The following is an 11962-nucleotide window of genomic DNA, read 5'->3' on the forward strand; positions in this document are numbered from 1 at the left end:
CCACCCCCCCCCCCCCCCCCCCCCCCCCCCCCCCCCCCCCCCCCCCCCCCCCCACGAGCCAGGAATAGTATCAATCCGGCAACGGCGGCGATGGTCAGCAGAAGCAGCGGCCCATACATCCACTGCGGCAGCGGCGCGGCCATCCAGCCGAATTGGCCCCAGAAGCTGTTGAACGTCGTCCGGGCGAAGCGGACCAGCGTGCCGCCCAGGCCGTATTGCGCCACCCACTCTGCCGTGCGCGGCTGGCCGACGACGACCTCGTCGTGCGCGGCGCGGGCCAGCACGTCCAGCCCGCCATAGACAACGACGTTGCGACCCCACCACAGCGCGCCGAGGAGCAGCGCGGGGACGAAAACCCACAGCACCGCAGACCTCAGAGGTCTCCAAGACCTCTGAGGTCTGAAAGGCCAGTAGCGCGCCAGCAAGAACACTCCCACTACCGGGGCCATGAGGTACACCTGCCCCTTGGTCAAAAAGCCCGCGCCGAGCAACAGCCCCAGCGCCAGCAGCCGGCCGGTCGCCGGCCGCTCCGGCCAGGGCTGGACGAGCAGCGCCAGAATGGCGGCGATGAGCAGTTCGGCCAGGCTGTCGTTGTTGACCGAACCCAGGATAGCCAGGTGTTGCGGCAGGAAAGCGACGAACGCGGCCACGGTCAGCGCCGGCCAACCTCGCCCCAGCACCGTCCGGCCGATGACGTAGGCCAGGGCCACCACCCCTGCCCCCAGCGCCACCGACAGCAGCCGCATGGCCGTCAGCGAGCCGCCGCTGAGCGCGTAGATGGGCAGTTGCAGTAGGTAGTAGAGCGGCGGCTGCCAATCCTCGTAGGTCAGGCTGTCCACGGCATAGGCGGGGTCGAAGCGCGAACCGACCACCTCGCCGATGTAGCTCTGATCCCAGTCGCCCGGCTCAATGACCGGCAGGCCGCCCTCGGCCAGCTGGCGGACGTAGTTGTAGTGGGCCGGCTCGTCGGGGGCCTGCCAGGCGGGCGTGCGGACGGCAAAGAGCGTGCCCAGCACCAGATAGGCCAGCAACAGCGCGGCCAGTGAGAGCGTTTCGGCGCGACGCATCGCTATGATGAGACCTCGGCGACCGCGCCGCCGCGCCGGTTGTCGCCCGCGGCGTGGAGCCGGCCGTCCTCGCCCCGCGCGCCACTGTAGGCCACGCTATGGGCTCCGCCGAAGTAGATGCTGCGCGCGCCCCAGCGGTTGACGCGATAGCCCATCCCCTCCAACTCATCCACCGCGCGCGCGTCGTAGCCGGCCTCGCAGTGGAGGACGCCGTCGGCCAGATGGACGCGGCAGCGGTTGACCGCCTCGTCCAGCGGCAGCCGGTAGTCGAGCAGGTTGGAGAGCGTCTGGAGGATGGCGCTGCGGATGCGCACGCTGCCGCCGCTGCCGACGACCAGACACGGCCGGCCGCGGTCGAGGACGATGAGCGGCGTCATCATCGTCGGGATGCGTTGCCCCGCCGGCCGCGTGTGGAAGCCGCGCGGGTGCAGGTCTTCCTCGCCAAGCATGTTGTTGGGGATATAGCCCGTCCCCGGCACGACGTAGCCGGCCGACTCACCGGCCGTCGTCGTCAGCCCCACGGCCAGCCCGTCGCCGTCCATGACGCTCAGGTGGCTGGTGTTCGAGGGGCCGGGCGGCTCGGCGGCGACGGCCGAGGGGCGGCGGTCGGCCAGTGCGGCGCGCATCTCCTCCCGGTAGCCGGCGACGAAGCGCTCATCCAGGAAGCGGGCCATCGCTTCGTCGCCCGGCAGCGTATCGACCCACTCTTCCCAATGCTCGCGGGCGCGGGTTGTGGCCGCCTGCGCCTCATAGAGCAGTTGCAGGTGGGCCGCCGAGCCGTGCGGCCGGGCGGCCACGTCGAAGGCGGACAGGAGCAGCAGCGTGAACGCCGTCAGCACCCCGCCGGCCGAACAGAGCGGCGGCAGCAACACCTCGTAGCCGCGATAGACCAGCCGGATGGGCGCGGGACGCAGCACCTCGTACGCCTCCAGGTCGGCCGTGGTCAGCAACCCGCCGCGCGCCGCCTGATCATCCAGCAGGGCGCGGGCCAGCCGACCGGCGCGGGCATAAGCCTCCCCCTCTTGGGCCAGCGCGGCCAGCGTCTCGGCCAGATCGGGGATGAACAGGCGCTCGCCGGGCCGGATGACGTGCCCGGCCGGGGCGAAGACGCGCCGGATGCCCTCGGTGTGGGTGTAGAGCGGGGCCAGCAGTTGGCAGGTGTCGGCCTGAAACGGGGCCAGCGCCACGCCATCGCGCGCCAGCCGCAGGGCCGGCTCCAGCAGGACGGGCAGCGGCAGCCGCCCGTAGTCGGCGGCCAGCCGGCACAGCCCGACGACGTTGCCCGGCACAGCCACCGAGCCGCGCCCCAAATGGAAGCGCTGCGTGGCCGAGCCGAAGTCGATGGTCACTTCGGCAAAATCCAGATGGGCCGGCGCGCCGCCCAGGCCGGGCATGACGCTGAAGAAGTCATAGACGCGGGAGAACCCGGTACGCGCGTCGTAGAGTTGGGCGATGCCGCTGCCGCCCAGGTGGACGACGCCGGCCTCGGCGATGAACGACGCGAACGCCGCGGCCACGGCGGCGTCCATGGCGTTGCCGCCCGCCCGCAGCATTTCCGCTCCGGCGGCGGCCGTCTCTTTGTCTCCGGCGGCGATGACTCCGGCGGTCATAGTACTCCTGGCGCTGGCGATATGGGCGCAAGTGTAGCCCAGAGCAGCAAGATGGGCATCCGCGCTACTGATCCAGCATGTGATAAGCCTGATTCAATAGCGCTTCCGCGGCGGCCATCTCTTTAAGCCATACGTCGTATTGCAGGCCATATACTCCCTGGGTGTCGTTACCCGCCGCCAACTCCGCGCGGCAGGTGTCGATCCAGGAGGCCAAAGAGGTTTTGAACAGTTCGACACCCTGTCGGGCCGTCGCCTGGGCACCCTGTAAAACCGGGTCGCTGCTGACGGCATCGACTGGGACCAGCGTGGCGACGCGGTCATAGGAAGCGACCATAGCTCGGCAATCCGCAATCCCCGTCGGATTTCGGTATAGGTTCTCGTAACTTATACTCTGGAACATCATCCAGCGAAAGCTGCCCAGTTCGGCGATCGTGTCGCTAATCTGCTGGCGAAGAACAGCCGCAACATCTACCGACGGCGTATTTGTCGCCGTGGGTAAGGGAATGGGTGTCGCCGTGGGCGGCACGGCCGTGGGCGTCGCCGTCGGCGGGGTGGTGGCTGTAGCTGTCGGCTCCGGCGTACGAGTCGGCCGGGGCGTGGCCGTCGGCTCCGGCGTGGGCGTCTCCGTCGGCGCGAGCGTTGGCGAGGGCGTCGCCGTCGGCGCGGTTGTTGAGGTAGGCTCAACGGTCGCGGCGGGCAACGTCGGCGCTTCTACAACTGTCTGGCTTCCGGCCGTGGGACTTGCTTCCGGCGACGCCGTGCGGCAGCCGATGGCGAAGAACACAAGGGTGAGCAAAAGGACGCTCAGAGGGGAGTATCGTGCGGGCTTCATGGGTCTGGCTCCTGTATCGAAGGCACTGCATCTGAATGAGGGCGATTCTACCACGATGGAGAAGAATGGGAACGCTGATGACGCCAATAACCCGGGTTCTCGCCGATAAAGAAGCGTTTCCGTTACCGGCGAAAATCAGCGTTATCCGCGTTCCATTCCCTTTACTTAACAAACCTATCGAGCATGATACCATTCATGATTGGTAATCAGGATAACCCTATGGACACTATTCTGGATGCTCTTCGCGAGTACTTGCCCTTTCTGATCCCCATCATCCTGCTGCAACTGGCGCTGATGGCCTTCGCCCTCATCGATCTCGTGCGCCGGCCGCAGGCGGGCGTTAACGGCCCCAAGTGGGCCTGGGCCTTCATCGTCGTCCTGGTCAACATTATCGGCCCCATCGCCTACTTTCTGATCGGCCGGCGGGAGGTGTGACGATGAATGCCCCTTCCAACGGCGAGCCGGCCATCCGCACCGAAGGGCTGAGCCGCCGCTATGGCGAGGTGCAGGCCGTGGCCGACCTCGATCTCGTTGTGCCGGCCGGCGCCATCTTCGGCTTCCTGGGGCGCAACGGCGCGGGCAAGACGACGACGCTGCGCCTCATCACCGGCCTGGCGCGGCCCGACCGCGGCCGGGCCTGGGTCGGCGGTCTGGAGACGACGAACGGCGACGGCCGCGCCCGCTCCCAATTCGGCTATCTGCCGCAGGAGCCGGCCTTTTACGGCTGGATGACCGCCGCGGACTATCTCGATCACGCTGGCCGCCTCTTCCACATCCCCGCCGAGGAGCGCCGGCAGCGCGTGGACGAACTCCTGCGTCTGGTGGGCCTGGAGAACGCCAGCCGGCGCAAGATCGGCGGCTTCTCCGGCGGTATGAAGCAGCGTCTCGGCCTGGCCCAGGCGCTCATCCACCGGCCGCAGGTGCTCATCCTCGATGAGCCGATGGCCGGTCTCGACCCGGCCGGCCGGCGCGACGTGCTCGACCTGCTGGAGGCGCTGGGCCGGCACGTGACCGTCTTCTTCTCCACCCACATCCTGGCCGACGTGGAGCGTGTCTGCGACACGGTCGGCATCCTGCACGAGGGGCGGCTGATCGAAGTGGCCGGCCGCGCCGAACTGGCGAACCGCTATGCCAGCAACATCGCCGTCCTGGAGGCGCGGGCCGAAGCGACCGAGCGCCTGCCCGCCTTCGTCGCGGAACTGGCGGGGCAACCCTGGGCCGGCGGTGTCACGACGGAGGAGAACACCGTCCGCATCGTCGCCGCCGACGTGGCCGCCGCGCAGGACGCCCTGCTGCCGCTGGTCGTCAAACACAACCTGCCGCTGCTCCGCTACGAGTGGGCGCGGCCTAACCTGGAGGAGATTTTCCTCAGCCTGAGCGAGGAGGGCGCGCCATGAGCACCGCCTATGCCATCACCGTCACGCTCATGATCGTGACGCCGTTGCTGCTGGCCATCGCCCTGCGCCGCCGCTTCCGCGCCCCCTGGCTGCTGTGGACGGCCGGGGCCATCGCCTTCTTCCTGTCGCAGGTCTACCACCTGCCGCTCAACAACTGGCTGACCGATCTGGGCCTCATCGGCCCCATCGGCCGCGACGCGCCGAATCTGTTGCGCACGGCGGTCGTGCTGGGTATGTCGGCCGGGTTGTGTGAGGGGTTGATGCGCCTGGTCGTCTTCTGGTTCCTGAACCGGCGCGGCCTGGTCGACCGCTGGCCGGATGCCGTCATGGTGGGCCTGGGACACGGCGGCATCGAGGCGATGATCCTCGGCGCGACGACGGCGCTGTCGATCGCCATGCTGTTGAGCCTGCGCGGCGTGGACTTGACGACGCTCGATCTGACCGCCGAACAGTTCTCCATCTTGCAACAGCAACTCGACCGGCTGAACGGCTCGCCGCTGGTGGCGATATTGCCGTTCGTCGAGAGGCTGGCGGCCATGACCTTCCACGTCGTCGCGTCCCTGCTGGTCTGGCTGGCCTTTCGCCGGCGGCAGCCGCTCTATGCCGTGGCCGCCATCCTCTATCACGCGCTGGTGGACGCGACGGCGGTCTATGCCGGGCAGTTCGTCAGCAACCCGTGGCTGCTGGAGGGCATCGTACTGCTGCTGGCCCTGCCGGGGCTGCTGTTCATCGGCTGGAGCTACCGGCGGTTGAATGCGACCGAGCCGCGCCTGGTCGGGGCGCGCCAGACGCCGCCCCCCTGGCGCGCGGAGTGGAGCGCCTATCTGACGTTGCTGCGCAAGGAGTTATTGGAGCAGTGGCGGACGAAGAAGGTGATCGTCGTGCTGGCCGTCTTCCTGCTCTTTGGGCTGACCGCGCCGCTGATGGCCCGCTTTGTGACCGAGATCATCATGAGCGTACCCGGCGCGGAGCAGTTCGCCGGGCTGATCCCGGAGCCAAAGGCGGCCGACGCCGTGGCCCAGTACATCGAGAGCATCACCCAGTTCGGCTTCATCCTGACCATCCTGCTGGTCATGGGCCTCATTGCCGGGGAAAAAGAGCGCGGCACGGCGGCGATGACGCTCAGCAAGCCGACGCCGCGCTGGGCCTTCGTGCTGAGCAAGTTCGACGCTGTGGCGCTGGTCTACCTACCGGCCGTATTGCTGGCCGGGTTGGGGGCGGGCTACTACACCAACCTGCTCTTCGAGCCGGGGCTGGCGCTAGGCCCCTTCCTGCTGGGCAACGTCCTGCTGTGGCTGTGGCTGATGACCGTGGCCGCCGCCGTGCTGTTGGGCAGCGCCATCGGCCGGACGACGCTCATCGGCGCGGGCCTGGGGCTGCTGTTCACCATTGTGTTGCTCGTGGCTGGGGCCTTCCCGCAGGGCGCGGCGCTGCTGCCGGGCGGCCTGGTATCCTGGGCGGCGCAGCTGGGCGTGCCCGAGCCGGTGCAGGCCAACGGCTGGGGGGCGCTGGTCGGGTCGGTGGTGGTGATCCTGTTCTGCCTGGTGACGGCGGTGGGGGTGGTGGAGCGGCAGGAGATCTAGACAGCTCTAGCCAGGACTTTGCGCAGGCGATTTGGCCCCCCATGGGTTGGTCGCTATTTACTGATGACCGACGATCCGATGCGGTACATACGGATCTTCCAGGTATCTGACCTCTTCTTGAGTCAGTTTGACGGCCAAAGCACCGACGGCTTCTTCCAGATGTGCGATCTTCGTAGCCCCGATGATGGGCGCCGTCACCGGCTCTTTCTGTAACAGCCAGGCAAGCGCAATATGAACGCGTGAGACGCCCTGTTTTCCCGCGATTTCTGCCACCCGCTCCACCACCTGCCGATCGGTCTCAACGGTCGCATCATACTTGAATTTCGCGATCTGATCGGTTTCCGCACGAAGCGTACTATCGGGTGACCAGTCACGCGCCAATCGGCCCGAGGCCAGTGGACTATACGGGATGGCCCCGATCTTCTCCTCGCGGCAGAGGGGCAACATCTCCCGTTCTTCTTCACGGTAGATGAGGTTCAGATGATTCTGCATCGAAACGAAGCGTGTCCACCCATGTTTTTCCGCAACATATAGCGCCCTCTGGAACTGCCATGCGAACATAGCGGAAGCGCCGATGTAGCGAGCCTTACCTGCTCGCACCACATCGTTCAACGCTTCCATGGTCTCCTCGATCGGGGTCTCATAATCCCAGCGGTGGATTTGGTAGAGGTCTACGTAATCCGTCTCCAGTCGCCTCAGACTGGCGTCGATCTCGCTCAAAATCGCTTTGCGCGACAGCCCGCCGCCGTTTGGTCCTTCACGCATTTTGCCATGCACCTTAGTGGCGATGACGACCTCATCCCGCTTCGCGAAGTCCTTCAGGGCGCGACCGAGGATCTCTTCACTGACCCCAATGGAATAGATATTGGCTGTATCGAAGAAATTGATCCCCAATTCGAGGGCTTTCTTGATGACCGGCCGGCTGTTTTCCTCATTCAGCACCCATTTGTGAACCCAACCTGTCGCGTCCCCGAACCCCATACACCCGAGACAGATGCGCGAAACTTGCATCCCGGTTGAGCCTAGACGAGCGTATTCCATAGTATTCTCCCATATAGAGTAGCGGGCTTTGTCCAGCCCAGAACCGGCTGTGGTTGCCGGGTCGATTCTAGCACGACAAGGTAATATTACGGCATGATAATACTCGTTAAGCTTTGTGACTACCTAAAGAAGCTGCGCAGAGTTGACCTTCAACGTCTTCAGTCGTAAAGTGCAAGACATCCGTATCAGTCGGGTTAACGTCCATTTGAACTTGTATTATGACCAACAGCCAACGCATCCTCCACCATCTCTCCCAACAACGCCACGAAATGGTCGCCCTCCTGGCCGATCTGGTCGCGGCCGAGTCGCCCAGCGACGCGCCGGAGACCCAGGCCGGCCCCATCGGCATCCTCTATGAGCAGTTCGACCACCTCGGCTACCACGTCCGCCACACACCGGGCGCGCGCACCGGCGGCTACCTGATCGCCCGCCACCCGCTGGCCGACGCCCGCCCCCGCCAACTGCTGGTCGGCCACTGTGACACCGTCTGGCCCGTGGGCACACTAGAGACGATGCCGCTGACCGTCGAGGGGGACATCCTGCGCGGCCCCGGCTCCTTCGACATGAAGGGCGGGCTGGTGCAGGGCCTCTTCGCCCTGCGCGCCCTGCGCGATCTGGGGTTGGAGCCGCCGCTCGCTCCTGTCTTCCTGATCAACACCGACGAGGAGATCGGCAGCATCGAATCCCGCCCGGCCATTGAGGAGCTGGCCCGCGGATCGGCGCGCGCGCTCATCCTGGAGTCGGCCGCCGGGCCGGAGGGCAAGCTGAAGACGGCGCGCAAGGGGCTGGGCGACTTCGAGATCGTCGTCCACGGCCGGGCGGCCCACGCCGGGCTGGAGCCGGAGAAGGGGGTCAGCGCTATCCTGGGCATGGCCGAACTCGTGCGGACACTGGCCGCGCTCAACGATTATCCGCGCGGCATCTCCGTCAACGTCGGCGTCATCAGCGGTGGCCTGCGCGGCAACGTGGTCGCGCCGGAGTGCCGGGCCAAGGTGGATGTGCGCGCCACGACGATGGCCGACGCCGCCCGGCTGGAAGAGGCCATTCGCGGGCTGGCCGCGCCGCTGCCGGGTACGAAGCTGGAGATCAGCGGCGGCTTCGAGCGCGGGCCGTTGGAGCGCACGCCGCGCAACGTCGCGCTGTGGGAGTTGGCGCGCGAGACGGGCGCGGAGATGGGGCTGGCGCTGGAGGAGGTGGCCGTCGGCGGCGGGTCGGACGGCAATCTGACCAGCGCCTATACGGCCACGCTCGACGGCCTCGGCCCGGTCGGCGATGGCGCCCATGCCCGCCACGAGCACGTGCTCATCTCCAAACTGATCGAGCGGTGCGCGTTGCTGGCGCTGCTGTTGCTCAAGGAGCCAACAAGCGAACAATAACCCGAACTGCCGTTCACAGGTTGTCTTTCCTCACCTATTGCAGCGACAACAGGCGTTCACTATACTGAAGAGAAATCACCCACAGATTGGGCAGATTAGGCAGATTTATCGAGAAATGGTCACGACTGATTCTGAACAACTATTGGAACGACTGCTTGAGTCACCTCGGTTGCCATTCTATGCCCAACGCATCGAAGACGTGCTGGCCGACGAGCGGGCTGCCCGTCGCCGCTTCTATGCCAGTATCACCGAAGGGGAAAAGGTGGAATTCATTAACGGCGAAATCGTTTATCACTCACCTGTGCGATTGGAGCACAACCGGGCCGGCCAACTACTACTCTTGCTTTTGTCCACCTACGTCAGAGTGCACCATCTGGGCTACGTCGGCTACGAAAAGATCATGATCTCGCTCTCGCGCAACGACTACGAGCCGGCTCTGTGCTACTTCCGAAAAGAGATCGCCGACCAGTTCGAGCCGCGCCAGATGCACTTCCCCGCGCCCGATTTCGTCGTGGAAATTCTGTCAGAGAGCACCGCCGCCAACGACCGCCGCGTCAAATTCGAAGACTACGCCGCCCACGGCGTGACCGAGTACTGGATCATTGACCCGGCAGCCGAGGTGGTCGAGCAGTACGCCCTGTCGGGCGAGGCGTATGAACTGATCGTCAAGGTCAACAACGGCCTCGTGCAGAGCCGCGCCCTGCCCGGCTTCGACGTGCCCGTCCGCGCTATCTTCGACGAGGCCGAAAACGTCCGCGCCCTGCAAGCCATACTCGCCCGTGCGCAGTCGTAGCGCGGCCATTCCTGGCCGCGTCTACGCTCCGCTCAGTCAGGAATGACTGAGCTACGTGGCACGCGCTAAATCTGCCCAATCTGCCCAATCTGCGGATAATACCTCTCCATGACCCGACTTTCCTGGGAACCGATCACCCTGCACCTGCGCACCCCCTTCCGCATCAGCCACGGGACCAGCGAGACGCGCCGCGCCCACTGGTTGCGGTTGGCCGGCGACGAGGGCTGGGGCGAGGGCACCATCCCGCCTTACTATGGCATCAGCGACGAAGCGATGGCCGCCGTCTGGGCCGCCGCCGCCGGCCGCGCCGACCCCTTCCCCGACGATCCGGCCGGCATCCACGCCTGGGTGGGCGACGCCGGTCCGGCCCCGGCCCGGGCCGCGCTCGATCTGGCCCTGCACGACCGCTTGGGGCGGCTGAGCGGCCGGCCGCTGCACGCCCTGCTCGGCCTGCCCACGCCGCGCCCGCTGCTAACTTCCTTTACGCTGGCCATCGATGAGCCGGCGGAGATGGCCCGCCAGGCGGCTGAGCTGGCCGGCCGCGCCGTCATCAAGCTCAAGCTGGGCGGGAGCGACGGGCGCGACATGGAGCGCGTGGCCGCCGTGCGCGCCGCCCGGCCGGACGCGACCCTCTACGTAGACGCCAACGCCGGTTGGTTGCCCGACGACGCCATCCGCCACATCGAGACGCTGCTGTCCCACGGCGTGGCCCTGGTCGAGCAGCCGGTCGCCAAGGGGGATTACGCGGGCATGGGGCGCGTGCAGGCCGCCTGCCCTGTGCCCGTGGTGGCCGATGAGTCGGTGCAGACGATGGCCGACGTGGGGCGGCTGGCCGAGGCGGGCGTTGGTGGCATCAACCTGAAGCTGATGAAGGTCGGCGGGCTGGCTCCCGGCCTGGCGATCCTGCGCCGGGCGCGCGAGTTAGGGCTGGGCGTCATGCTCGGCTGCATGGTCGAGACCGCCATCGGCGTGACGGCCATGGCCCACCTGATGGGGCTGGCCGACTGGCTCGACCTGGACGCGCCGTGGCTCGTCGCCAACGACCCGTTCGACGGGCTGACCTACGACGCCGCCGGCCGCGTCCTCTTGCCCGACCAGCCCGGCATCGGTGCGATCCGACGAATGCCTGTTTAGTATGACGCAGTAAAGAAGCGCTCACGCCAAGAGCGCAAAGGAAGAGAAGAACGCAAAGCTTGTTTCTTCTTAGCGGCCCTGGACTTCTTGGCGCTCTTGGCGTGAGCGCTTCTAAAACACATGGACAAACTCCTCATGGATGAACAATTCTTGTCCGCGCTGGCCGAGGCGCAACAACCCTTTGCCGACCACCGCTTCCAGCTCTGCCGCCTGGAGGCCACCCCATCCGGCGACCACTACCAACTACACGGCACGGTGCTGGACGACGCGACACTGACCGCCGTGCTCGACGCCCTGCGCCGCCAAGGGCCGGCCGCGCGCTGGGAGCACGACGGCGTGCGCGTGCTGCGCGGGTCGCACTCGCGCCTGATGACCGCGGCCACCAACCTGACCGGCTTGCAGCGCGATCCGTCCTGGCTCGGCGAACAGCAGAGCCAGGTGCTCGGCGGCACGGCCGTCGAGGTGCTGGAGGAGGCGGAGCGCTGGGCCTTCGTTCGCCTGGAGGATGGCTATCTGGGCTGGATGTATCGGGGCTATCTGGCCGAACCGGCCGACGTTCCCACCCCCACCCACCAGGTCGGCGCGCCCTTCACGCTGGTCTACGCCACGCCCAACTATCTCGCGCCGGTGGTGACGCGCCTCTTCGCCGGGACGCGGCTGGCCGTGGGCGCGCTGGAGAACGGCTGGGCTCCGGTGCAGGGCGTCAACGGGCGCGGCTACGCCGACCCGATGGACCTGCGCCCGCTGGAGGACAAGCGCCCGCTCGACGTTCGCCGCCGCCACCTGGCCCACCACGACGCCATGCAGTACATCGGCGTGCCCTACCTGTGGGGTGGCACATCGGTACATGGGATCGACTGCTCCGGCTTCGCCCAGCTGATGCACCGGCTGGCGGGCGTGGTCATCCCGCGCGACGCCGACCGGCAATATCTGGCCGGCCAACCCGTCGAGCCGCCCTTCGCGCCGGGCGATCTGTTCTATTTCGGCGGCCCGGGCGGTCACCGGGCCATCAGCCACGTCGGCATCAGCCTGGGTACGGAGATGCACCCCGACGGCTGGGCGATGATCCACAGCGGGCGTTCACGCAATGGGGTCTACGTGGATGACGTGCAGGCGGTGGCGTCGCTGC

The 11962-nt window shown here is 66.9% G+C and carries 11 protein-coding genes; 7 read left to right on the forward strand and 4 right to left on the reverse strand.

Annotated features, from left to right (window positions below):
- From ACE3UY_RS06960 to ACE3UY_RS06970, 3 genes are all read right to left on the reverse strand, one after another.
- Positions 1-1067, reverse strand: a 1067-nt coding sequence (locus tag ACE3UY_RS06960) for a DUF2142 domain-containing protein (protein WP_374686820.1), incomplete at its 3' end; no start/stop codon positions are given.
- A gap of 2 nt (positions 1068-1069) precedes the next feature.
- The gene (locus tag ACE3UY_RS06965; protein WP_374686821.1) at positions 1070-2677 is read right to left on the reverse strand and encodes a gamma-glutamyltransferase; all 1608 of its coding nucleotides are present in this window, start codon (positions 2675-2677) and stop codon (positions 1070-1072) included.
- A gap of 64 nt (positions 2678-2741) precedes the next feature.
- Entirely contained in the window at positions 2742-3509 is a 768-nt protein-coding gene (locus ACE3UY_RS06970; protein WP_374686822.1) for a hypothetical protein, read from the reverse strand.
- A gap of 219 nt (positions 3510-3728) precedes the next feature.
- Here ACE3UY_RS06970 and ACE3UY_RS06975 point away from each other — a divergent pair, with 219 nt between their 5' ends.
- The 3 genes from ACE3UY_RS06975 to ACE3UY_RS06985 are packed head-to-tail and all read left to right on the forward strand — an operon-like array spanning position 3729 to position 6489.
- The gene (locus ACE3UY_RS06975) at positions 3729-3944 is read left to right on the forward strand and encodes a PLD nuclease N-terminal domain-containing protein (protein ID WP_374686823.1); all 216 of its coding nucleotides are present in this window, start codon (positions 3729-3731) and stop codon (positions 3942-3944) included.
- Positions 3945-3946: 2 nt separating this feature from the next.
- Entirely contained in the window at positions 3947-4906 is a 960-nt protein-coding gene (locus ACE3UY_RS06980; RefSeq protein WP_374686824.1) for an ABC transporter ATP-binding protein, read from the forward strand.
- On the forward strand, positions 4903-6489 hold the full coding sequence (locus ACE3UY_RS06985; RefSeq protein WP_374686825.1) for a YhfC family glutamic-type intramembrane protease: 1587 nt from the start codon (positions 4903-4905) through the stop codon (positions 6487-6489). The genes ACE3UY_RS06980 and ACE3UY_RS06985 overlap by 4 nt, the downstream gene beginning before the upstream one ends.
- A gap of 57 nt (positions 6490-6546) precedes the next feature.
- Here the strand turns inward: ACE3UY_RS06985 and ACE3UY_RS06990 are convergent, their stop codons facing one another.
- Positions 6547-7530, reverse strand: coding sequence for an aldo/keto reductase (locus ACE3UY_RS06990; protein ID WP_374686826.1), 984 nt, complete (start codon positions 7528-7530; stop codon positions 6547-6549).
- A 218-nt stretch (positions 7531-7748) separates the two neighbouring features.
- Between ACE3UY_RS06990 and ACE3UY_RS06995 the strand changes: the two genes are divergently transcribed.
- The 4 genes from ACE3UY_RS06995 to ACE3UY_RS07010 all read left to right on the forward strand — a co-directional run.
- Positions 7749-8906 carry a M20 family metallopeptidase gene (locus ACE3UY_RS06995; RefSeq protein ID WP_374686827.1) on the forward strand — a complete coding sequence of 386 codons (1158 nt, stop codon included), beginning with the start codon at positions 7749-7751 and terminating at the stop codon, positions 8904-8906.
- 169 nt (positions 8907-9075) lie between these two features.
- Positions 9076-9699 carry a Uma2 family endonuclease gene (locus tag ACE3UY_RS07000; protein ID WP_374686828.1) on the forward strand — a complete coding sequence of 208 codons (624 nt, stop codon included), beginning with the start codon at positions 9076-9078 and terminating at the stop codon, positions 9697-9699.
- A gap of 108 nt (positions 9700-9807) precedes the next feature.
- Entirely contained in the window at positions 9808-10833 is a 1026-nt protein-coding gene (locus ACE3UY_RS07005; RefSeq protein ID WP_374686829.1) for a dipeptide epimerase, read from the forward strand.
- 135 nt (positions 10834-10968) lie between these two features.
- The coding region (locus ACE3UY_RS07010; protein ID WP_374686830.1) for an NlpC/P60 family protein at positions 10969-11962 on the forward strand (994 nt) is incomplete at its 3' end.

It is taken from the genome of Promineifilum sp. (SeqCode), from assembly GCF_041918635.1.
Taxonomy (GTDB): Bacteria; Chloroflexota; Anaerolineae; order Promineifilales; family Promineifilaceae; genus Promineifilum.